This is a genomic window from Mesorhizobium sp. L-2-11 (genome assembly GCF_016756595.1).
In the GTDB taxonomy this organism is placed as follows: Bacteria; Pseudomonadota; Alphaproteobacteria; order Rhizobiales; family Rhizobiaceae; genus Mesorhizobium.
In genome coordinates this window covers 1,141,495-1,164,389 of record NZ_AP023257.1, presented here as the reverse complement: position 1 = coordinate 1,164,389, position 22,895 = coordinate 1,141,495, and the positions used below count along the sequence as shown (strand labels likewise).

General features: G+C 64.0%; 19 protein-coding genes and 1 riboswitch. Of the genes, 10 read left to right on the top strand and 9 right to left on the bottom strand.

Going from position 1 to position 22,895, the window contains the following annotated elements:
• Nucleotides 1–290 precede the first annotated feature (290 nt).
• The 4 genes from JG739_RS05530 (at nt 291) to JG739_RS05515 (ending at nt 5,761) form a co-directional block, all read left to right on the top strand.
• Nucleotides 291–3,722 carry a helicase-related protein gene (locus JG739_RS05530; protein WP_202365606.1) on the top strand — a complete coding sequence of 1,144 codons (3,432 nt, stop codon included), beginning with the start codon at nt 291–293 and terminating at the stop codon, nt 3,720–3,722.
• A 14-nt stretch (nt 3,723–3,736) separates the two neighbouring features.
• Entirely contained in the window at nt 3,737–4,123 is a 387-nt protein-coding gene (locus JG739_RS05525; protein WP_202365605.1) for an RNA-binding S4 domain-containing protein, read from the top strand.
• Nucleotides 4,124–4,372: 249 nt separating this feature from the next.
• Nucleotides 4,373–4,711 carry a ferredoxin FdxA gene (fdxA, locus tag JG739_RS05520; RefSeq protein WP_023803892.1) on the top strand — a complete coding sequence of 113 codons (339 nt, stop codon included), beginning with the start codon at nt 4,373–4,375 and terminating at the stop codon, nt 4,709–4,711.
• A gap of 468 nt (nt 4,712–5,179) precedes the next feature.
• Nucleotides 5,180–5,761, top strand: a complete 582-nt coding sequence (locus JG739_RS05515; protein WP_027152934.1) for a CarD family transcriptional regulator — start codon at nt 5,180–5,182, stop codon at nt 5,759–5,761.
• Nucleotides 5,762–5,866: 105 nt separating this feature from the next.
• On the opposite strand, the gene JG739_RS05510 is transcribed toward JG739_RS05515, so the two are convergent.
• The 3 genes from JG739_RS05510 to JG739_RS05500 all read right to left on the bottom strand — a co-directional run bounded on the left by JG739_RS05510 (nt 5,867) and on the right by JG739_RS05500 (nt 8,251).
• Nucleotides 5,867–6,640, bottom strand: coding sequence for an amino acid ABC transporter ATP-binding protein (locus tag JG739_RS05510; protein WP_202365604.1), 774 nt, complete (start codon nt 6,638–6,640; stop codon nt 5,867–5,869).
• On the bottom strand, nt 6,637–7,317 hold the full coding sequence (locus JG739_RS05505; RefSeq protein WP_202365603.1) for an amino acid ABC transporter permease: 681 nt from the start codon (nt 7,315–7,317) through the stop codon (nt 6,637–6,639). The genes JG739_RS05510 and JG739_RS05505 overlap by 4 nt, the downstream gene beginning before the upstream one ends.
• Before the next feature lie 160 nt (nt 7,318–7,477).
• Nucleotides 7,478–8,251, bottom strand: coding sequence for an amino acid ABC transporter substrate-binding protein (locus tag JG739_RS05500; RefSeq protein WP_202365602.1), 774 nt, complete (start codon nt 8,249–8,251; stop codon nt 7,478–7,480).
• Nucleotides 8,252–8,598: 347 nt separating this feature from the next.
• Here JG739_RS05500 and JG739_RS05495 point away from each other — a divergent pair, with 347 nt between their 5' ends.
• Nucleotides 8,599–9,462 (top strand): RNA polymerase factor sigma-32, encoded by an 864-nt coding sequence (locus JG739_RS05495; protein ID WP_202365601.1) that lies wholly within the window; start codon nt 8,599–8,601, stop codon nt 9,460–9,462.
• A 234-nt stretch (nt 9,463–9,696) separates the two neighbouring features.
• On the opposite strand, the gene JG739_RS05490 is transcribed toward JG739_RS05495, so the two are convergent.
• From JG739_RS05490 to thiB, 4 genes are all read right to left on the bottom strand, one after another.
• A complete protein-coding gene (locus tag JG739_RS05490; RefSeq protein WP_202367350.1) occupies nt 9,697–11,124 on the bottom strand; it encodes a M48 family metalloprotease in 1,428 nt (475 codons plus the stop codon).
• A 304-nt stretch (nt 11,125–11,428) separates the two neighbouring features.
• On the bottom strand, nt 11,429–12,202 hold the full coding sequence (thiQ, locus tag JG739_RS05485) for a thiamine ABC transporter ATP-binding protein (RefSeq protein ID WP_202365600.1): 774 nt from the start codon (nt 12,200–12,202) through the stop codon (nt 11,429–11,431).
• Nucleotides 12,199–13,815: a thiamine/thiamine pyrophosphate ABC transporter permease gene (gene thiP, locus JG739_RS05480; RefSeq protein ID WP_202365599.1), complete on the bottom strand. Its 1,617-nt coding sequence runs from the start codon at nt 13,813–13,815 to the stop codon at nt 12,199–12,201. Before thiP ends, thiQ begins: the two co-directional genes overlap by 4 nt.
• Before the next feature lie 239 nt (nt 13,816–14,054).
• Nucleotides 14,055–15,068 (bottom strand): thiamine ABC transporter substrate binding subunit, encoded by a 1,014-nt coding sequence (thiB, locus tag JG739_RS05475; protein ID WP_202365598.1) that lies wholly within the window; start codon nt 15,066–15,068, stop codon nt 14,055–14,057.
• 43 nt (nt 15,069–15,111) lie between these two features.
• Nucleotides 15,112–15,225: riboswitch (TPP riboswitch) on the bottom strand.
• 122 nt (nt 15,226–15,347) lie between these two features.
• On the opposite strand from thiB, the gene JG739_RS05470 reads away from it, so the two are divergent.
• From JG739_RS05470 to JG739_RS05455, 4 genes are all read left to right on the top strand, one after another.
• Nucleotides 15,348–15,992, top strand: coding sequence for a thiamine diphosphokinase (locus JG739_RS05470; RefSeq protein ID WP_202365597.1), 645 nt, complete (start codon nt 15,348–15,350; stop codon nt 15,990–15,992).
• A 1-nt stretch (nt 15,993) separates the two neighbouring features.
• Entirely contained in the window at nt 15,994–17,814 is a 1,821-nt protein-coding gene (locus JG739_RS05465; RefSeq protein ID WP_202365596.1) for an ABC-F family ATP-binding cassette domain-containing protein, read from the top strand.
• A 191-nt stretch (nt 17,815–18,005) separates the two neighbouring features.
• Entirely contained in the window at nt 18,006–18,248 is a 243-nt protein-coding gene (locus JG739_RS05460; protein WP_202365595.1) for a type II toxin-antitoxin system CcdA family antitoxin, read from the top strand.
• Nucleotides 18,248–18,547 carry a CcdB family protein gene (locus JG739_RS05455; RefSeq protein WP_202365594.1) on the top strand — a complete coding sequence of 100 codons (300 nt, stop codon included), beginning with the start codon at nt 18,248–18,250 and terminating at the stop codon, nt 18,545–18,547. Before JG739_RS05460 ends, JG739_RS05455 begins: the two co-directional genes overlap by 1 nt.
• A gap of 26 nt (nt 18,548–18,573) precedes the next feature.
• Here the strand turns inward: JG739_RS05455 and JG739_RS05450 are convergent, their stop codons facing one another.
• The gene (locus JG739_RS05450) at nt 18,574–20,184 is read right to left on the bottom strand and encodes a hypothetical protein (RefSeq protein ID WP_202365593.1); all 1,611 of its coding nucleotides are present in this window, start codon (nt 20,182–20,184) and stop codon (nt 18,574–18,576) included.
• A 73-nt stretch (nt 20,185–20,257) separates the two neighbouring features.
• Complete coding sequence (locus JG739_RS05445; protein ID WP_202365592.1) at nt 20,258–21,556, bottom strand: adenylosuccinate synthase; 1,299 nt, start codon at nt 21,554–21,556, stop codon at nt 20,258–20,260.
• A 442-nt stretch (nt 21,557–21,998) separates the two neighbouring features.
• On the opposite strand from JG739_RS05445, the gene JG739_RS05440 reads away from it, so the two are divergent.
• Complete coding sequence (locus tag JG739_RS05440; RefSeq protein ID WP_202365591.1) at nt 21,999–22,889, top strand: DMT family transporter; 891 nt, start codon at nt 21,999–22,001, stop codon at nt 22,887–22,889.
• Nucleotides 22,890–22,895: the final 6 nt, after the last annotated feature.

The window sequence follows — 22,895 nt, the reverse complement described above, 5'->3', positions numbered from 1 at the left end:
AGCCCTGAACAAACCATGAACCCCCGCGAGTCAGCGATTCGTAGCCGATTCGTTCCAGACTCGTTCCAACTGTTAAATGACCAACTGTTAAATCGGCCAACTGTTAAATCGGCCAACTCTTAAATCGAAACGGCGGAACGGATTGTCGACGCCGACGAAAGGCTTTGAGCTGCCATCGGAATATTCTGCTTTCGCTTCGCGCCCGAAATCCCTATGTGTCGGCTGTCACCCGCGCCACCACGGGGCGCGCTCCCGACAACGCGAGGCAGAGAGCCTTAAATTCCAGGTCGATGAACATCCAGCCGAAACACACTGAGCCACTGATCCTGTCAGGCCGCGACGTGACTGCGGTGCTCGGGCCGACCAACACCGGCAAGACCCATCTCGCCATCGAGCGCATGGTGGCGCATGAAAGCGGCATTATCGGCCTGCCGCTCAGGCTGCTCGCCCGCGAGGTTTATACACGCGTCTGCGAGAAGGTCGGCGCTCACAAGGTGGCGCTGATCACGGGTGAGGAGAAAATCCAGCCCGACGGCGCCAGATATTCGGTCTGCACCGTGGAAGCCATGCCGCGCGAGACCGACGCCGCCTTCGTTGCCGTCGACGAGGTCCAACTGGCCGGCGATCTCGAGCGCGGCCACATCTTCACCGACCGCATCCTGCATCTGCGCGGCCGCCAGGAGACGCTGCTGCTCGGCGCAGCGACCATGCACGGCATCCTCCAGCGCCTGCTGAAGGGGGTGTCGGTGGTGACGCGGCCACGGCTGTCGCATCTCGCCTATGCCGGCTCGAAGAAGCTCACCCGCCTGCCGCGACGTACGGCGATCGTCGCCTTCTCCGCTGACGAGGTCTATGCCATCGCCGAACTGATCCGCCGCCAGCAGGGCGGTGCGGCAGTCGTGCTCGGTGCGCTATCGCCGCGCACCCGCAACGCGCAGGTAGAGCTGTTCCAGTCGGGTGATGTCGATTATCTGATCGCCACCGATGCGATCGGCATGGGCCTCAACCTCGATCTCGATCATGTCGCCTTCGCCCAGAACCGCAAGTTCGATGGCTACCAGTATCGCAACCTGACGGCGGCCGAGCTCGGCCAGATCGCTGGCCGCGCCGGCCGCCACTTGCGCGACGGAACCTTCGGCGTCACCGGTCAGGTCGATCCGTTGGACGAGGAACTGGTCAAGAAGATCGAAGCGCATGATTTCGACCCGGTGAAGGTGCTGCAATGGCGCACCGCGCGTTTCGATTTCGCCAACCTCGACGCGCTGAAGCGCTCGATCGAGACCAACGCGCCGGTTGAAGGCCTGACGCGCGCGCTGCCGGCGGTCGATGCGCAGGCGCTCGAGCATCTGTCCCGCGACGAGGACATCCGGGCGCTGGCCACCGACGCCAGGCGCGTGGCGCTGTTGTGGGAGGCCTGCGCCCTTCCCGATTACAGGAAGATCGCCCCGGCTCAGCATGCCGACCTGATCGCCTCGATCTACATGGATCTTGCCAGGCATGGCCATGTCGACGAGAATTACATGGCCGAGCAGGTGCGCCGTGCCGACACCACCGAGGGCGACATCGACACGCTGTCGCACCGGATCGCCCAGATCCGCACCTGGACTTTCGTTTCCAACCGGCCCGGCTGGCTGGCCGATCAGGCACACTGGCAGGAAAAGACGCGCGAAATCGAAGACAGATTGTCGGATGCGCTGCATGAGCGGTTGACGAAACGCTTCGTAGACCGCAGGACTTCCGTCCTCATGCGGCGCCTTAGAGAAAATACCATGCCTGAAGCCGAAATCAGCCCAACCGGAACCGTCCTCGTCGAAGGCCATCATGTCGGCGAGTTGCAGGGGTTCCGCTTCACCGCCGACCAGAGCGCCGGCGGCGAGGATGCCAAGGCGGTGCGGACAGCAGCCCAGAAGGCGCTTGCAGCCGAATTCGAGGCGCGGGCCGAACGCTTCGGCGCCGCGGCCAATGGCGACATCGCGCTCGGCTCCGACGGCACCCTGCGCTGGATCGGCGCGCCGATCGGCACGCTGGTCGCGGGCGACGAGCCGTTGAAGCCACGCCTGGTGCTGCTGGCCGACGAGCAGCTCACCGGTCCCGCCCGCGACAAGGTCGCGGCGCGCGCCGAGCGTTTCGTCAATTTCCAGATCGAGTCGCTGCTGAAGCCGCTGGTCGACCTCAAGAACGCCGAGCAGATCACCGGCATCGGCCGCGGCATCGCCTTCCAGCTCGTCGAGAATTTCGGCCTCATCAACCGCCGCGACATCGCCGAGGAGATGAAGTCGCTTGACCAGGAGGGCCGCGCCGCCCTGCGCCGGCTCGGCGTGCGCTTCGGCGCCTACCACGTTTTCGTGCCGGCGCTGATCAAGCCGGCCCCGGCCGGACTGGTGACGCTGTTGTGGGCGCTGCAGAACGACGGCAAGGACAAGCCCGGCTTTGGCGACGTGGTTCACGCGCTGGCCTCCGGCCGCACCTCGGTGGTCATCGATCCCACCTTCGACAAGACTTTCTACAAGCTGGCCGGCTACCGCAATCTCGGCCGTCGCGCGGTGCGCGTCGACATCCTCGAACGGCTGGCCGACCTGATCCGGCCCGCGACCAACTGGAAGCCGGGCCTCGGCCAGCGCCCCGACGGCGCCTATGATGGTCAGTCCTTCATGGTGACGCCGCCGATGATGTCGATCCTCGGCGCCACGGCCGACGACATGGAAGAAATTCTGAAGGGCCTCGGCTACCGGGCCGAGCCGAAGCCGGCTGTCGAGGTGAAGGCACGGCTCGAGGCCCAGGACAATGCCGCGCGCGAAGCCGCCGCGGCCAAGCAAGCGGCGGAAGAACAAGCCGGGCAGGCCAAGGCAGCCGAAGCCGCGATCGCGGACACAGCCGCCGAGGCGCCGGCCGACAGTTCTGAGCCGGATGCGGTGGCGGAGGCTGCAGCCGATGGCTCGGCCAAGCCCGCCGCCGAAGCGGCAGCCGAGCCCGCCACGGGAGAGCAGCCCGAAGCTGCACCCGAGATCACGCAAGAGACAACGGAAGCGGTCGGTGCCAGCGCTGCCGCCGAAGGCGCCGACGCCCTCACCTCCCCCTCGATGGGGGAGGTCGCGGCGAAAAGCGACGCGGGTGGGGGTGATGGCGCCGACGATGCAGATAGGGCTGACGGCGCCGTCGCTCCCCCCACCCCGGCGCTGCGCGCCGACCCTCCCGACGAGAGGGAGGGTGAGGCCAGCGGGCCCGCCGCAGAGGCAGAAGAACCAAAACCCATCCTGTTGTGGCGGCAGGGCCGCTTCGACCAGCGCCCACGCCACCGCCACCACGACAACCGGCCCCGTGACAGGGACAATCGCCCGCGCGGCGGACAAGCCGCGCGCGATGGCCGCAGCAACGCGCCGGCAGAGGCCGGGCAGCAGGCCGGCGCACCGGGCGGCCGGCCCGCCCGTGAAGGACGCCGCGACGGTGACGGCGCCGGCAAGCCGCGCTTCGACCGCAGCAAGATCAAGCCCAAGCCCCAGGGCGAGGCAGGGGAACGGCGCGACGGCAAGCCGCAGGGCGAGCGTCCCGATCGTCGCGAAAGCCGGCCCGACTGGAAAGGCGGCAGGCCGGACGGCAAGGCTGGCGCGCCTGGTGGAAAGCCCGCGTTCCAGCCGAAGCCTCGCGAGGAGCGTCCGGTGCGCTTCGACCCGGATTCCCCCTTCGCCAAGCTCGCCGCGTTGCGCGACCAGCTGAAGAAGTAAGTTCGTTCGCTCCGATGGTCGCTGAAGGCCGCCAGCGCATCGACAAATGGCTGTTCTTTTCGCGTGCCGTGAAATCGCGCTCGCTGGCAGCGAAGCTGGTGGTGGCCGGACGCGTTCGCATCAATCGCGACAAAGCAGCGCAGGCCTCCGATCTGGTCCGCGCAGGCGACGTCCTGACCATCACTCTCGAGCGGCGCATCTTCGTCTGGAAGGTGCTCGGCACCGGAAGCCGGCGCGGTCCCGCCGAGGAAGCGCGCTTGCTCTACGAGGATATCTCGCCACCGCCGGCGCCAAAGGGCGAAGCCGTTGCCGATGCGATCCCCGCACTGCGCGATGCCGGCAGCGGCCGCCCGACCAAGAAGCAACGCCGGGAGACCGACCGGCTGCTCGGCGACGACTGACGCATAACCGGCTTTCGCCGCATCGCCCGGAATTCCATTCCGGAAACACCGGCATCACGCGCAATGGCTGCCCTTGCAAGCGGCGGGCAAAGACGTTACCTCACCAAAAAAGGCCCACCGCGTCGGCCCGAAAATCGATATCGATTTTCCAAGAGCACGATGCGTCGATTCAAAGTGTCAGAGCGTACTTTGTGCGTCCGATTGGAAGCACGGCGCTCCAACAAAAACGGGATGTCCCGGAGCCGACCGATGACCTATGTCGTGACCGATAATTGCATAAAATGCAAATACATGGACTGTATTGAGGTCTGTCCGGTCGACTGTTTCTACGAGGGCGAGAACATGCTCGTCATTCATCCCGACGAGTGCATCGACTGTGGCGTCTGCGAGCCGGAATGCCCGGCCGACGCGATCAAGCCGGACACCGAGCCGGGGCTCGACAAGTGGCTGCAGATCAACACTGAATACGCCGATAAATGGCCTAACATCACCGCCAAGAAGGAGCCTCCGGCCGACGCCAAGTCCTTCGATGGCGAGGCCGGCAAGTTCGAGAAATATTTCTCCCCCGAGCCCGGCCAGGGCGACTAGCGCACGACCGCGAAAATCGAAATCGATTTTCGTAAAGACTGTGCGTGAGATCGAAGTGCAACAGCGTCCCCCTACGCGTCCAGTACGGGACGTGGCGCTGTAACGGCGACGTTGTTTTGATCGGCATGATGCATCGTGATAGGCACCGCACGTTAACTGCCTTGACAGGCCGAGATCGCGCTTGACCTTCGCGCGTGCAGCAAAACCTTGATTCTCCCGACTTTTTGTGCTACATCAACCAAACATGCCGGTGACACAACGTCGATTTATGGCGCAAACGCCCCAAATCACTGAAAGGTGAATTTCTCAATCCGGACCAGAGCGATCTGGGGCAGGCAGGCGCAACTATGCGGTTTGCCGGCCTTGGCTTTTCCGGCGGTTTCATCGTTGTGCGGCTAACGATCGGCACCCGATCGCGCGAGTTCGGCCGGCAGAATGCCGGTTCCACACCAAGGAGTTCATGGCGTAATGGCAACAATCACCCCGCAGAAGAAGTCCAGCGCAGCGCGTCACGGTTTTAAGACCGGCGAGTACATCGTCTATCCGGCGCATGGCGTCGGCCAGATCGTCTCGATCGACGAGCAGGAAGTAGCGGGCCACAAGCTGGAACTGTTCGTCATCGACTTCCAGAAGGACAAGATGCGTCTGAAGGTGCCGGTCGCCAAGGCGACCTCCATCGGCATGCGCAAGCTGTCGGAAGAGGATTACGTCGATCGCGCGCTGAAGGTCGTGCAGGGCCGCGCCCGCGTCAAGCGCACCATGTGGTCGCGCCGCGCCCAGGAATATGATGCGAAGATCAATTCCGGCGACCTGATCTCGATCTCGGAAGTTGTGCGCGACCTCTACCGCGCCGACAACCAGCCGGAGCAGTCCTATTCCGAACGCCAGCTTTATGAGGCGGCGCTCGATCGCATGGCGCGCGAGATCGCGGCCGTCAACCGCATGTCGGAAACTGAAGCGGTGCGCCTCATCGAAGTGAACCTCAACAAGGGTCCGAAGCGCGGCGCCAAGGCCGACAACGAAGAAGCCGAGCAGGAAGAAGCAGCCTGAGCGCTTCTCGCCTTCGAATTTGAAAAACCCGGCCTCGTGCCGGGTTTTTTGCTTTTTGGGTGATCGTCACCCCAAAACCGCTACGCACTTTTTGGGCGACAGGCATTAACCTTCGCCGCCGGTTTCCTTCTCTGCCTCCTGCTTCAGCGTCGCGATGAACCGCTTGGTTCGCTGGCGCTCGGGATTGCTGAACAAAACAGCGGCGGGGCCTTTCTCGACGACGCTGCCGGCGTCGAGAAACACCACCTCCTGCGCGATTTTGGAGGCGAGCCGCAAATCATGCGTCGCCATTACCATGGTGGTGCCCTCACTGGCGAGCCGGCCGAGCACGTCGACCACCTCCTGCGCCAGTTCCGGATCGAGCGCCGAGGTCGGCTCGTCGCACAGCAGCACTTTCGGCGATGGCGCCAGCGCCCGGGCGATCGCCACGCGTTGCTGCTGGCCGCCTGACAACGTCGCCGGCCAGGCGTCGGCCTTGTGCGCCATCCCAACCTTTTCGAGCAGGGCGAGCGCCCGCTCGCGCGCTCGCCCGGCCGGCCATTTCAACACCGTCACCAGCCCCTCCATGACGTTTTCGATCGCCGTGCGGTGCGGGAACAGCTGGAAATTCTGGAACACCATGCCGGTCTGCAGCCGCAGGCGCTGGATGGCCCTGCCGGGAACCTTGCCGCCGGGGTGGAATTCGAGTGCGTCGTCGCCGATCCGCACCGTGCCCGAGGTCGGGATCTCGAGCAGGTTGATGCAGCGCAGAAGCGTGCTTTTGCCGCCGCCCGAGGGGCCGACAAGCGCGGTGACGCTGCCTTCCTCGATGGTGACCGTCACGCCCTTCAGCACGAGGTTGTCGCCGAAGCGCTTCTCGATGTCGGTGAGGCCGATCATGAGCGCGCCTCCAGGAAGCCGCCATAGCGGCTGAGCCGCTTTTCCAGGCGCGTCTGCAACGCCGACAGCACCGAGCTCAGTGCCAGATAGAGAGCCGCCGCCTCGACATAGAGGATCAGCGGCTCATAGGTGGTGGCGACGATGCGCTGCGCCGCCTGGAACATCTCCGGCACCGTGATGGCGGCGGCCAGCGACGTATCCTTGACCAGCGAGATGAAGGTGTTGGACAGCGGCGGCACCGCGACGCGGCCGGCCTGCGGCACTATGGTGCGTCGCATCGCCTGGCTCCAGGTCATGCCGATCGAATAGGCCGCCTCCCACTGCCCCTTCGGCACCGAGCCTATGACGGCGCGGATGATTTCCGACGTATAGGCGCCGATATTGAGTGTGAAGCCGATCAACGCGGCTGAAAAGGCGTCGAGCAGGATGCCGACCGAAGGCAGGCCGTAGAAGATCAGGAAGAGCTGCACCAGAAGCGGCGTGCCGCGGAAGATCCAGACGTAGAAGCGGACCAGCGCGACCAGCGGCTTCGGGCCGAACAGCCGGACAAGCGCTGCGACCAGTCCTACCAAGAGACCGAATGCGAACGACAGCAGCGTTAGCGGTACGGTGAAGATCAGCGCCGCCCATAGCAGCGTGGGCAACGAATCCAGCATCAATTGCAGCCAGTGCGGCACGAAAGCCCTCCTTGCGAGATTGCGCCCAAAAATCGGCCCGACAGCATCGAGGCGCGACCATAGGGGGTCGTCATATCACGCCAAAAGCGGCGGCCGTCAAAGACGGCTCGCCGCGATAATTTTGCCGTGCCGGCCGACAACCGGCCTTCGGGGAATGCGGTTAATTCGAAACGTCCTGGCCGAAGTAAGTGTCGGCGATCCTCTGGTAGGTGCCGTCGGTCTTGATATCGGCTAGCGCCCGATTGATGGCGGCGACCAGTTCCGGATCGCCCTTGCGCACGAGCACGCCGGAATAGTCGGCGTTTTCTTCCTGCGCGGCGATCTTCACATTGGCGTCGGGCTTGTGCTTCTTGAAATCGAGGAAGGACAGGCTGTCGTTGATGGTGGCGTCGGCGCGGCCGGTAAGAAGCAGCTGGATAGATTGGTCGAAACCATCGGTGGCGACGAGTTCGGCGCCGTTCGCTTCGGCGAGCTTGCCGAAATTCGAGGTCAGCGACTGCGCCGCCTTCTTGCCCTTCAGGTCGGCAAAGCTCTTGATGTCGGTATTGTCGCCGCGCACGATCAGCACCGCCTTGGAAGCAATATAGGGATCGGAGAAATCATACTTGGCCTTGCGCTCCTCAGTGATGCCGACCTGGTTGATAACGGCGTCATAGCGCTTGGCGTCGAGGCCGGCGATCAGCCCATCCCATTTGCCTTCGAGGAATTCGGCCTTGACGCCGAGCCGCTCGGCGATCGCCTTGGCAATCTCGACTTCGAAGCCGACCAGTGCGCCCGAGGCATCATGATAGGTGAAGGGGGCATAGGTGCCTTCCGTGCCGACCTTGAAGACACCGGCCTGCTTGATCTGGTCGAGATTGGCGCCGGCATGGCCTGATGTGCCGGCCAGCACCTGCAGTGTTGCGGCGACGATAAGCGATTTGAGCCATTTCATTTTTCTGTGATCCCGTCATTGACCGGCGTCCGGCACATTTGTCAGCGCCGGAATCTGGCAGATGCAGGCAGCGAAATAAGGAACCAGATTTCAAAAATGAGACGTTTTCGAAATCCCATTCTCAAAACCACCCAATTCCCAAACTGCATCATGTCACGCCAACCGGCCACGGAGCGACCGCCGCATCGCGCTTTCGAACAGTGCAATCCACGCGACATCAGCGGCGGAACCATTCGCGCGGGTGGCACGTTTGTTGGCTGTTGTAGGGCGCGGCGTCGCCAATTCAACCACGATGCCAGCTCAGGGTCGAGCGATCGCACCGCAACGCCCGGAACAGGGAGCATGGCATGATGGAAGATACGGCGGGGCGAACCATGGTCCGCGCGGCGATGAAAGCCCCCTATCTCGAGCGCGACGAGGAGCATGTTCTCGCGCTGCGCTGGAAGCAAGACAACGATCAGCAGGCACTGCACCAAATCGCCATGGCGCATATGCGGCTGGTCATTTCCATGGCCTCGAAATTCCGCCACTATGGCCTGCCCTTGGGCGATCTGGTGCAGGAAGGCCATGTCGGCCTGCTGGAGGCAGCGGCCCGTTTCGAACCGGAGCGCGAGGTGCGGTTTTCGACCTATGCGACGTGGTGGATCCGTGCCTCGATGCAGGACTATATCCTGCGCAACTGGTCGATCGTGCGCGGCGGCACCAGTTCGGCGCAAAAGGCGCTGTTCTTCAATTTGCGGCGCCTGCGCGCCCGCTTGGCGAACGGTGCCGAGCCGATCTCGAACACCTCGCTCTACCGCGAGGTGTCGGAGGCGCTCGGCGTCTCCGAGGCCGACGTGGCGATGATGGATTCGCGCCTTTCGGCCCCAGATAGTTCGCTCAACCAGCCGCTCGCCGACGATTCGGGCGCCACCGAGCGGATGGAGTTCCTGGTTTCGGACGATCCTTTGCCGGACGAGGTCGTGGGCGACACGATCGATGTCGAACGCCGCTCTGTCTGGCTGAAAACCGCGCTCGGCGCGCTTAACGCCCGCGAGCTCAGGATCATCGAGGAACGCCGGTTGAGCGACGAGGGCGCGACGCTCGAAGCCCTCGGCGAGGCGCTTGGCATCTCCAAGGAACGCGTCCGCCAGATCGAGGCACGCGCCATGGAAAAGCTCAAAATAGCGCTGGTGAAGCAAAACCCCGAGTTTCTGGCGACCGCCGCCTAATCAGGGTGTGTTGAGAGTCAGGTTAGGCCGAGCCCGAGTCGAAGACGGGCGCGAAGCGACCAAACCAGGTGGTTTCCGAGAACCGGAGCGGAGCGTACTTAAAGTACGTGAGGACCGGCCTACGCCGGCTGTAGCCTTAACTGCCGCGACCGCATGAGCGCTTCGGCCGGCGAAGGCCGGAAGCGCAGGAAACTACCGTTTGCAGGGCCGGCATCACCCGAACATCGACACACCCTATTTGTCGGTGATGATCTTGACCTTGTCGCCGGCCGAAACGGCTGCGCCCGGCGACATTGCATTGAGCACCCTGAACAGGTCGAGCTTGCGGTCGACGCCGACCATCTGCGCCGCGAGCGAACCCATGGTCTGTCCGGGCCGCACCGTGACGACGCGGATGTGCAGCGGCTTCAGCGCCGCTTTTTCGGCCGCGCTCAAGATACGGAACGAGCCGCTGACCGAGTTCGCCACCGCGTCCAGCGAGGTGCTGGCAGAGGGGACTGCCGTCAGCAGCCGGTAGACCTGTCCGCCGGCGCGGATCACCGCAATACCGAACTGCCAGCCCTCGGCGCGGGCATGCGCCGTCGCCGCCTCGTTGCCGTTGATTGTTTCCTGGCGCACGCTGCTCTCGTCGAGACCGGCCACCCAGCCGCTGCGGATGTAGTCGGTCAGCGAGCGGTTTTTGTCGATCGAGACGCCGTCGAAGCGGATCGCTATGTCGCCCGGCCCGGTTGCCGTCACCGCCGCGGCCGAGTTGTCGATGATGAAGCCGTCGGGCACCGAGAACGACACGCCGAGCCCCGGATGCAGGAAGGTTTCGCCACGCACATAGCCTTCCTCCGGCGCGTCACCATAGAGCAGGCCGTCTATGCCGGCGAGGAAGGCGTCGCGGTCGCGCGTGCCGACGCCGGGCGCGCCGAACTGGCGGGCATGGCGCTGCGCCAGATCGATGCGTTGCGGCGTGTTCGGATGCGTTGCCAGGAAGTCGAGGCTGGCGTCGGTGGCGCCGCTGATCGAGCGGAAATCGGTGTAGGCCGACATCGATTGCAGGAAGCGGCCGGCGGCAAACGGATCGAAGCCCGCCTCGCCGATCGACTTGATGCCGATGCCGTCAGCCTCCAGCTCCTGATTGCGCGAGAACTGGGCAAGCCGCAGCTTGCCGCGGATCAGTGCCGCCTTGGCGGTCGGACTGTCGCCGAGCACATCCGAGACGACTTTTGTTGCAAAGCCCTCCTCGGCCTCGAGCTGCTGGCGCTGCAAGCCGTGGTTTGCGGTGACATGGCCCATCTCATGCGCGATGACCGCGGCGAGCTCGGCCGAATCGTTGGCCAGCGCCAACAGGCCGCGCGTGATGTAGAGATAGCCGCCCGGCAATGCGAAAGCGTTGACGTTGGGCGAATTGAGGATCGTTATGCGGTAGGTCTGGCTCGGATTGGCCGACACCACGGTCAGGTTGCCGACGACCTTGGCGACCATGCGCTCGAGCTTGGGATCGGAATATTCGCCGCCATAGGTCGCAAGGATGCGCGGATGCTGCGCCTTGGCCATTTCGGCGAGCTTGCTGTTGGCAGCAACATTGTCGACGGTGACCGGCCTGCTGGAAGGCTGGAAGCCGGATTCCTGAACGTCCGGAGGCGTGAACATCTGGCAGCTTGCCAGCGCCATGGCAAAGCCGGCCAGCGCCAGGAAGCGCGCCAGCGGTTTCCTTCTCACTCTGTCTGTGCCGGTCGGCAGAACAGCTTCCTTTCGGCTCTCAGCACATGGCTCCGAAATCGGGCATCGATTTTCAGAACATGCGTAAAATCAAATGCCACAGCGTCCTTCGCGCCCACGAGCACGGCCCACGACCACTCATGGCAGCGTAGTGGCAAATCACAACCTATGCCGGACCAGTATCGGAGGACCTAGCCACACTACTTTGACCATGGCAAGCAAACGCCACATCGCCTGAAGCCGGTTTGGCCGTAAATTATGTCCGCTTCCGGGCAACATCTCGTGATCCTGCGCCAAACGGACCTGCACCGATATAGCGCCGGAAGGCTTCCGGTCCAGCCTTGGTAAAAAAATCGGCGACAGTCCCGGTTGCGGCAACCGTGCCATTATCCAGGAACACCATGTCCTGGCCGATACGGTGGGCGTCCTCCGGCTGATGCGTGACGAACAGCACCGTCATGCGCCGCTCCGCTTGGACGTCGGCTACCAGATCGATCATGTCGTCGCGCAAGGCCGGTCCGAGCGAGGCGAACGGTTCGTCGAGCAAGAGCACCGGCCGGTCGCGCACCAGGACGCGGGCGAGCGCGACGCGCTGCCGCTCGCCGCCGGAGAGTTCGCGCGGCAGGCGCTGTTGCTTGCCGGCAAGGCCGACGCGCTTGAGCGCCGCGGCGATTGCGCCGTGGTCGGCCTCGGTCAGCCTGAGCGACGGCGAGCGGCCAAGACCGACATTTCGTTCGACCGAAAGATGGGCGAAGAGATTGTTTTCCTGGAACACCATCGACACTGGCCGCGCCGAAGGCGGTTTGCCGCCGACGTCGCCGCCACCGATCAGCACGCGTCCCGATTGCGGCGTCTCGAAGCCGGCCACCAGGTTGAGCAGTGTCGATTTTCCCGAGCCGCTCGGCCCCATGATGGCGGTGATCTTCGAGGCGGCGAACCGGACATCGAATAAAAACGGCGCTTCGCCATAGCTGAACGAGACCTTTTCCAGCCGCACAGCCGTACCGTTTTCGCTGTTGAGCGTCATCATCTCTCTCCCCGCCCCAGCCGGTCCGCGGCCAGGACAAGCGCGAGACAGACCAGACCGAGCAGCAATGCCAAGCCGGCCGCGTCCATGGTGCGGTAGCTGCCCATGCGGGCCAGCAAGAGATAAGGCAGCGTCTGCAGGGAGTCGCTGCCAAACAGGGCAATGACGCCGAGATCGCCGAGCGACAAAGCCATGGCGAACGCGAAACCGGTGGCGAGCGGCCGCCGCAGCGACGGCCAGTCGACCAGCCGGAACCGGTTCCAGCCGGAAATGCCAAGCAGCAAACAGAGCCGTTCGTGGCGTTCACTCGCCGCATCATAGCCGGGGCGAATGGCGCGGATGGCAAACGGCATCGCCATCACCGCATTGACGGCGACGACCATGACAGGGGCGATGGCAAAGACGTCGCTGACGGAACGCAGGAGCAGGAACCAGCCGGCGCCGATGACGACGGGCGGTACGACGAGGACGAAGCCGGCGCCGGTATCGGTGGCGTATTCGAGCAGTGTCCTGGCGCCGACGCGACGCCTCAAGGCCAGCGCCCGTCGCGCCATGACCAGCGACAGCGACAGCGACACTGAAAGCAGCGCCGCCAGCAAGGCGAGCACGGCGCTGGTCAGCGTCGCTTGCCGCACCGCGCTCTCGCCCGCCAGCCGGCCGAGATCGGCGCCAAGGCCGGACATCACCGTGGCCGCCATCGGTCCGGCGACGAACAGCAAAGCCAGGATGATCAATGCTGCGTTCAGCACGGTCTCGGCGGCGCCGGCCGAAAAATGCCGGCGCGAAGCCACCGGCAGGTTGGCGTCGCCGACGGTGTTGGCGCCGAGCCGCATCAATGCCAGCACGACGACGAAGGTCAGCGCGATCTGCAGCACTGTCAGCGTCACCGCGCGGGCAGGATCGAAATCGAAACGCAGCGCCTGGTAGATGGCGACCTCCAGCGTCGTCGCACGCGGCCCACCGCCCAGCGTGAGCACGATCGTAAAGGATGTGATGCAGAGCATGAAGACAAGCCCGGCGACGCCCGGCAGCGCCGCGCGCAGCGTCGGCCATTCGATCAGCCGGAAGGCGGGCCTGGCGCCCATACCGAGCTGGCTCGCCAACCGCCACTGGTCGTCCGGCACTGTCCCAAGCGCTTCGAGGAACAGCCGCGTGGCCAGCGGCAGGTTGAAGAAGACATGGGCGACGAGGATGCCGGACAGGCCGTATATGCCCGGCCAGCCCTGGCCGCCAATCGCAGAGAACACGCCGGCGAAATAACCGGCACGGCCATATAGAGCCAGAATGCCGAGTGCTGCGACGATGGCCGGCAGCGCGAGCGGCACGGCGAAGAGCTGCAGGATCAGGCCGCGACCAGGAAAGCGCGGATGCCGCGACAGCGCCCGCGCCACGAACAGCGCCGGCACGACGGAAAGCAGCGTCGACAGAGCCGCCTGCCAGAGCGTGAAGCGGGCGACGCGCAAGAGGTAGGAATCGAAGGCCGACGCGGCCCCGGACGGATCGCGTGCGCCTTCCACGATGAGCCCGGCGAACGCGCCGCCGACCAGCAGCGCAACAGCGGCAAGCGCAATGGTGCCGGCGGTGACGCGGGGGTCGGGTGATTGTGCGCGTTGCACGCTAGACCACCTGACGCGAGATTGTTAGCGAGGATTGCGTTCCTTCGCGCCCCCCTCTGTCCTGCCGGACATCTCCCCCACGAGGGGGGAGATTGGCCGTCACCCACGCGTTAGCCAATCTCCAATCTCGCTGGAGAAGGGCCGGCAATGGAGCTGCCGATCTCCCCCCAAGTGGGGGAGATGTCCGGCAGGACAGAGGGGGGCGCCATAGGGTGATCACCTTGATCAGCTCGCTACGATTACTTGCTCATCACCGACAGCCATTCGTCGACCCAGGCCTTGCGGTTGGCGGCGACTTTTTCGGGGCTGAACAGCAACGTCTTGGTCGGCTTGACGAGCTTGTCGAAAGCCGGATGGAGCGGCTTCTCGGTCTTGCCGGCCGGGAACATCCAGTTAGTCTCGGGAATGACATCCTGGAATTTCGGCCCGGTCATGAAAGTCAGGAACTGTTTCGCCAACGGGTTCTTGGCACCTGATTTGGTGATTCCGGCAACCTCGATCTGCAGATACGCGCCCTCCTCGAAGGACGCCGCCTGGTAGCGTCCGGTGTTTTCGGCGACCATATGATAGGCCGGCGACGTGGTATAGGACAGCACCATCGGCGCCTCGCCCTTGGTGAACAGGCCGTAGGCCTCGCTCCAGCCCGGCGTCACCGTGAGCACCTTTGCCTTAAGCTTGGCCCAGGCTTCCGGCGCCTTGTCGCCATAAACCGACCTCACCCACAACAGCAGGCCGAGACCGGGCGTCGAGGTGCGCGGATCCTGGATGACGATCTTCTCGTCGGCATCGCCCTCGACCAATTCCTTCAGGCTCTTCGGCGGGTTTTTGAGCTTTTCGGTGTCGTAGACGACGGCGAAATAGCCGTAGTCGAACGGCACGAAAACATCGTCGCTCCAGCCGCCCGGCACCTTGGCGTCGATGACGGCGCCATGCGATGAAAACAGGCCGGTGGCCTTGGCTTCCGCCGTCAGATTTGTGTCGAGGCCGAGCACGACGTCGGCTTTAGTCGCGGCCCCTTCCAGTCTGACGCGGTTGAGCAGGGCGACGCCGTCGGCGACCGCGACGAATTCGAGAGTACAGCCGCATTCGGCCTCGAACGCCTTCTTGACCGCCGGGCCTGGACCCCAGTCGGCGGTGAAGCTCTCATAGGTATAGACGGTGAGTTTTTCCTGCGCGGATGCCTGCCCGATGCCTGCGAGAATGGTTGCCGCGAGCAGCACTGCCGAAACAAGTGTGTATAAAAACGTGCGCATCGGCGCCTCCTTCGTTGGCGTTGAAGGGAATTGAGGCGTCGGCTTGTCCGAAACGTCTAATCCCTCCGCCGGTACAAACCGGATCAGGTTCAGCGGGTTGGCAGGTTGCCTCTCAGCTGGTCCGCGAAGATCGCGTCCAGCACCCCGTTAGAGCGTTTCGACACATAGGCCCGGTCCAACTGCGGCGCAAGCGCAAGTTTGTCGGGCGCAAGCAAGTTTGCCGGCCCATCCGGAACGCGGCCTTCCGTTTCGCAAGCAGGGCTGGTAAGGGCCACGCATATGAGCAAATTCACCATCCTGCTTGGCGGCGACCTTATCCGCACGCCGCTACTCGACCGCCAGGTCGAAGGCACGCGTGTCATCGCCGCCGACGCCGGCATCAACCATGCCCGGACGCTGAGCCTGACGCCGGAACTCTGGGTCGGCGACTTCGATTCGGTGCCGGCGGATTTGCCGGACGAGCTCGCCGCCGTGCCGCGCCAGGTGTTTCCGGCAGAAAAGGACAAGACCGACGGCGAACTGGCTATCGCCGCTGCGCTCGAACGTGGCGCGACCAGCCTCGTGCTGGCCGGCGCGTTCGGCGGCAAGCGCACTGACCACGCATTCCTGCACCTGGCGCTCAGCGTCCGGCTGGCCGAGGCAGGGACAGAGGTGCTTTTGACCAGTGGCGCACAGGAAGGCGTCCCCTTGCTTCCCGGAAAGGCCGGCTTCGACTACGCCGACGGCATGCTGTTTTCGATTCTCGGTTTCTCCGACCTTGGCGGCCTGACCGTGAGCGGCGCCAAATGGCCGCTGAACCATGTCGAGGTGGCGTTCGGCTCGTCGCTGACCATTTCGAACGAGGTCAAGGGCCGGCTCGAAATCGCGCTGGGCAGCGGCCGCGCGCTGCTGCTCGCCCATCCATTTCCCCTGCCTGAGAGCTGACATGGCGCCGCCGCTTCTCAATCTCGACGGGATAAAACTGACCTTCGGTGGCACGCCGCTGCTCGACGGGGCGGAACTGACGGCGTCGGCGGGTGACAAGATCGCTCTGGTCGGCCGCAACGGCTCGGGCAAGTCGACGTTGCTGAAGATCGCTGCGGGATTGATCGAGCCGCAGGATGGCGAAGTGTTCCGCCAGCCTTCGGCAACAGTGCGCTACCTGCCGCAAATGCCCGACATGGATGGTTACGCCAGCGTCCGCGCCTATGTCGAGGCGGGGCTCGGACCTGCCGACGATCCCTACCGCGCCACCTATCTGATGGAGCATCTCGGACTGTCCGGCGAAGAACGGCCGAACGATCTCTCCGGCGGCGAAGCCCGCCGTGCTGCCCTTGCCCGCGTCATGGCGCCGGAGCCCGACATTCTCCTCCTCGACGAGCCGACCAACCATCTCGACCTGTCGGTCATCGAATGGCTGGAGGAGGAGCTTGCCCGCACCTCTTCGGCGCTGATCGTCATCTCGCACGACCGCCGCTTCCTCGAGCGCGTGTCGCGCGCCACCATCTGGCTCGATCGCGGCCAGACCCGCAGGCTGGACAACGGCTTTGGCCATTTCGAGGAATGGCGCGACACCGTGCTGGAAGAAGAAGAGCGCGAGCAGCACAAGCTTGGCCGCCAGATCGTGCGCGAGGAGCACTGGTTGCGCTATGGCGTGACCGCAAGGCGCAAGCGCAACATGCGCCGGCTCGGCGAATTGCAGACCATGCGCCAGCGCTTTCGCGGCCATCGCGGCGCCGAGGGTGCGGCGACCATGGTGGCCAGCGACGCCGCCGAATCCGGCAAGCTGGTGATCGAGGCCCGGAACATCGAGAAGAGCTTTGGCGACCTCACTGTGGTCAAGGGTTTCTCGACCCGCATCCAGCGCGGTGACCGCGTCGGCCTGGTCGGCCCGAACGGCGTCGGCAAGACGACGCTGCTGAAGATGCTGACCGGCGAATTGAAGCCGGACTCGGGCACGGTGCGGCTCGGCACCAATCTGGAGATCGCCACGCTCGACCAGAAACGCGAGGCGGTCGATCCGCAAGAGACGCTGGCGCAGTATCTCACCGACGGCCGCGGCGAGAACCTCGTCATCAACGGCGAGCAGCGCCACGTCGTCTCCTACATGAAGGACTTCCTGTTCAAGCCAGAACAGGCGCGCACGCCGGTGCGCGAGCTTTCGGGCGGTGAGCGGGCGCGGCTGCTGCTCGCCCGCGTGCTGGCGCGGCCGGCAAATCTTTTGGTGCTCGACGAGCCGACCAACGATCTCGACATGGAGACGCTGGAACTGCTGCAGGAATTGGTCGCTGGTTTTGCCGGCACCGTCATCCTGGTCAGCCACGACCGCGATTTCCTCGATCGCACGGTGACCAGCCTGATCGCGCCGGACGGCGGCGGCCGCTGGATCGAATATGCCGGCGGCTATTCCGACATGCTGGCGCAGCGCGGCGGCACCAGGCTGGACGACCGCAAGACGCGACCGAAGGCCGAGACCAGCGAGGTGGCGGCGGCTGGAAGGACCGAAGCAGCTGCGCCGAAGGGCCCGGCGAAAAAACTGTCGTTCAAGCAGAAATTCGCGCTGGAATCGCTGCCCAAGAAGATCGAGGCGGTGACCGCCTCGATATCACGGCTGGAGGACAACATCGCCGATCCGGCCTATTACGAGCGCGACCCGGCCTCGTTCCAGAAAACCATCGCAGCCCTCGACAAGGAGCGCGCCACGCTGTCAGCGCTCGAGGAGGAATGGCTGGAACTTGAAATGTTGCGCGAGGAGATGGAGGGATAATGCATGTCGCGCAAAAGCATGCCCTCGGGCTTGAACCGAGGGTGTGCAGCGGTTTTGCGGTAACGACATGCATAAAACAAGAACCTAAAGCGCGTCGCATGAGGCCGGTCAAACGCGACGCGCTTTAGACGCTTCGCCGTTGCTCCAACACGAAAATGCGCATAAATTATGCGCATGCTGCGGAGGTTATCATGCGAAAGATAGCTATGAATGCGGTTCGTCAGCCGGCAAATCTGTCGATCGACTCAAAGCTCATGAAGGAAGCCAAGGGGCTCGACGTGAATGTCTCGCGCGCCGCCGAAGCTGGCATCGCAGAGGCGGTGGCTGCCGAAAAAACCCGACTATGGAAGCTTGAGAATCGCGCCACGATAGAAGCGTGGAACGAATACGTCGAAAAGCACGGTATTCCGTTGGAAGAACATCGGCAGTTCTGATGGCACGCTATGATGTCTTCGCGGGTCGGGTCGAAGGCAGCTATTTGCTGGACGTCCAATCCGACCTGCTCGACGATTTTAAAACACGGGTGGTGATCCCGCTGCTTCCGACAACGATGACGCCGCCGCCGATGCGAAAGCTCCATCCCCTCGTCGAGATCAATGGGCGAAAATTGGTTGTGGCCACCCATCTGATCGCCACGGTTCCGGCCGAGGAATTGGGCGAAAGTCGACTGAATATCTCCAGGCATCACGACGACATCGTGGCCGCGCTCGACATGCTGTTCCAGGGCTTCTGAGCCGAAGCGAGGCCGGTGAGCCCGTCTCAGCCCGCCTCTTTTGTTTGCCAGGCCTTCAGCGCCTCGTCGAACACCTTCTCGCCGGGAATGCCCTTTTCCATGGTGAGCAGCGCCCGCCGTCCAGTCTTGTATACGACCGGCACGTCGATCCATTTCTGGCCCCGGAGCAGGGTCAGGTTGGCATCTTCGTCCGGCTTTGTGTCGTTGAGAGCGACCAGGAAGAAGCCGTCGGCGATCTTGGCCGGGATGCCGATCAGCGGACTGCCGGCATCCTGTTCCGAGCCCTTCATGGCGACGCGCAGGATGTTGTCGACACCGCCGCCATCGAAACCATCGGGCGTCAGGAAAATCATCTCGATGATGTGGCTGGCCGGCAGCGTCTGGTCGGTGTTGCGGCGGATGGTCATGCGCAACTGCACGTCCTTACCCGGAATGCTCGCCTCGGCGCGGATTGCCGGCTCGGGCGGCAGATTGCCGCCGGGCGATTCCTGCACCAGCGACCAGACGATGCTGCCGGGCTCAGCCGAGCCTTGCGCGGTGCTGGTGCGCTCCTCGTAGAAGATCGCCTTTTGGCCGACCGCCAGCGCGGCTTCCGCAGGCGCGGCTGTCGGCGCGGCACCCGGGGCCGGCGCTGCCGGGGCGGCTGCGTTCGGCGCCGCCGGCGTCGGCGTGGCGCCGGCGGCAGGCGGCGCTGCGGGGGCCGCACCCGGTGCGGGCACATTCGTGGCTGGCGTGCCGGCAGGCGCTGCAGGCGCAGGTGCGGCCGGCGGCGGCGTGGTCAGTGCGGCGACCGATTCGCCCTCTCCGATGCCGCCTTGTCCTGAAGCGGGGCCGGGATCGACCTCACCGCCCTCAGGTGTCAGCCGCTGGGTGAACTTTGTGCCCTCGGCATCCGCCGGAGCCGCTGCGGCCGGCGCCCTTGCCGCGGCATCGTTAGCCGGCCGTTCGGCCGGGCTCGGCTTCACCAGCGGTTCTACGGTTGCGACCGTCGTGCTGTTGAGACCCAGCATGTTGCTGAACGCGTCCTTGTTCAGCCAGATGCCGTAGCCGCCGCCGGCGATGACCAGCAAGGCGACGACAGCGGCGATCAGCCCGCCATAGCTGCGCCTGCGCTCGGCAGGACGCTGACGCTGAAAAATGTCCGGCGCCGGCTCCTCGTCATCGGGGAAGACATCGTCTCTAAAGCTGTCGCTCTTCTCGTACGCCGCTGGAAGTTCCGCGTCCGAAGGTTCCGAATCGATGTGTTCTGGAGGAGAAGCAGCGGATGGCGGTTTTTGCCAATTCGGCGCGGCCTGGGCGGCAGGTGCCGGCTGCCATGCCGGCTCGGCCTTTGCCGGCTGCCGGACATGGCTGGGTTGGTTCTTGTTGCGGTCGATGGAGGAAAAGATGTCTTCCAGCTCCGACAGTGGATCGGATGCCGGCGCAGGCTTGGCGTAGCCCCGCTCGACGCTGGCGATGGCATCTTCCAGGGTGCGCTTGTGCTGGGCAACGACCGACGGCGCCAGCGGCGGTATGTTCTTCGCCAGCTTGTCCGCGATTGTCGAACGGGCCTTGTCATAGACCCTGGCGCGTATCTCCGGCGTCGGATTGCCAAGACCGTCGAGCGTCTTTTTCAGAGCACCAACAAAATCTGCCATGCTTCAGTCGACCTGCATTTCGTTTCTGGGCCGGCCCCGCAAATCGGCCGCGATGCCCGGAACAGCTTGGAATCTAGTCTTGAAACGGATCGGTCACAAGTATTGTGTCGTCCCGTTCAGGGCTGGTGGAAAGGAGTGCGACCGGCGCGCCGATCAGTTCCTCGATGTGACGGACATATTTGACTGCCTGGGCCGGCAAATCGTTCCAGCTTCTGGCGCCGGCGCTGGTGCCTTTCCAGCCCTCCAGCGTCTCATAGATTGGTTCGACGCGCGCCTGCGCACCCTGGCTGGCCGGCAGATAGTCGATCGCCTCGCCATCGAGGCGGTAGCCGGTGCAGACCTTGATCTCGTCCAGCCCGTCGAGCACGTCGAGCTTGGTCAGGGCGATGCCCTTGATGCCGTTCACGGCAACCGCCTGGCGAACCAGCACGGCATCGAACCAGCCGCAGCGACGCTTGCGGCCGGTGACGACGCCAAACTCGTGGCCGCGCGTGCCCAGGAACTCGCCGATCTCGTTCTTCTGTTCGGTCGGAAACGGACCTTCGCCGACCCGCGTCGTATAGGCCTTGGTGATGCCGAGCACATAACCGATGGCGCCCGGGCCGACACCGGATCCAGCGGCCGCTTGACCGGCGATCGTGTTGGACGAGGTGACGAACGGATAGGTGCCGTGGTCGATGTCGAGCATCGTGCCCTGCGCGCCCTCGAACAGGATGCGTTCGCCGGCGCGGCGCTTGTCGTCGAGGATCTTCCAGACGCGGTCCATATAGGGCAGGATCTCGTCGGCGACCGAAATCAGCTCACTCATGATCGCGTCATGCGTGACTTCGGCGTGGCCGAGCCCGCGGCGCAGCGCATTGTGATGCGTCAGCAGCCTGTCGACCTTCAAGGGCAGCGTTTCCAAATCCGCCAAATCCATCACCCTGACCGCGCGCCGGCCCACCTTATCCTCATAAGCGGGGCCGATGCCGCGACGGGTCGTGCCGATTTTTGTTCCGGAATTGGAAGCGGCGTCTTCGCGGAATCCGTCCAGCTCCCGGTGCAAGGACAGGATAAGCGCGGTGTTTTCGGCTATTTTCAGGCGCTCCGGCGTCACCTCGACACCCTGCGCCTTCAATTTCGTCACTTCCGCGACAAAGGCATGCGGATCGAAGACGACGCCATTGCCGATGATGGACAGCTTGCCTTGCCGCACCACGCCGGACGGCAGCAGCGACAGCTTGTAGACCTTGCCGTCGACGACCAGCGTATGGCCGGCATTGTGGCCGCCCTGGAAGCGCACGACGACGTCGGCGCGTTCCGACAACCAGTCAACGATCTTGCCTTTGCCCTCGTCGCCCCATTGCGAGCCGACGACCACCACATTGGCCATGTTCTTTTCCCTTGAGGCGCCGCTCCGAGCGGCTTGAATGGTTCGAAACGACAGGCTTCTATCGCATCGGCCAGAAAATCGGAATCGATTTTCGGAAAGCACGACGCGAACGTTCAAAGCCTTGAGACGCGTACTTTGTGCGTCCAGGTGGACGTACGTCGTTCTATAACGTCAACATCCGGCGAGCGCGACCATTCTTTGCCGCCGAAAGCCCCCTCAGGCACAACAATTTTCGCCTTTGACATCATTTACTTGGGCGAATCACCACAATAATGCATGTCGCGCAAAAGCATGCCCTCGGGCTTGAACCGAGGGTGCGCAGCGGTTTTGCGATAACGACTTGCGTAAAGACAAGAACCTAATGCGCGTCGCATTTGCTCCGTTCAGATGCGATGCGCTTTAGGTCGGCAGTGACCCTGCCTACCCCGGCTGGAATTTCGCGATGCATCGAACCGCCTATCTGTTCCTGCTGTTCACCACCTTGCTGTGGGGCGGCAACGCCGTGGCCGGCAAGCTGGCGGTCGACCATATTTCGCCGATGACGCTGGTTTTCCTGCGCTGGGTCCTGGCCGTCCTGATCCTGCTGCCGATCGGCTGGCGAACGTTGCGCGAGGACTGGCCGGTGGTGCGCAGGCACTGGTTGCTGCTTGGCGGGCTCGGCGCTTGCGGCTTCACCTTTTTCAACGCGATCTTCTACACGGCGCTCAGCTACACGACGGCGATCAACGTCTCGATCGAACAGGCGGCGATACCGATCGTGATCATCCTCGCCAATTTCATGCTGTTTCGCCTGCGTGTGAACCGGGTGCAGATCGCCGGTGTCGTGCTGACGATCATCGGTGTCGCTCTGACCGCCAGCCACGGCGATCTGCGCCAGCTTCTCAATCTGGATCTCAACTTCGGCGACGCCATCATGCTGATCGCAGTGCTTTGCTACAGCTTCTACTCGGTCGGTTTGCGGCTGAAGCCAGCCCTACGCTGGCAGAGCCTGATGTTGACGCTGTCGATTGCCGCACTCGTCACCTCGCTGCCCTTCTTCCTGTGGGAAGTGGCTGCTGGCAAGGTCATCGTCCCCGATGCGCGCGGCTGGGCGATAGCGTTCTACACTGCGATCGGCGCTTCGGTCGTCTCGCAGATCCTTTATATCAGGGGCAACGAACTGATCGGCGCCAACCGGGCCGGCCTGTTCATCAACCTGGTGCCGATCTTCGGCACGCTGCTGTCGGTGCTGATCGTCGGTGAGACATTCCAGCTCTATCAGGGCGTGGCCCTCGCGCTGGTGCTCGGCGGCATCAGCCTGGCCGAATACAGCGGACGTAAAATGGCGATTTGACAGCCC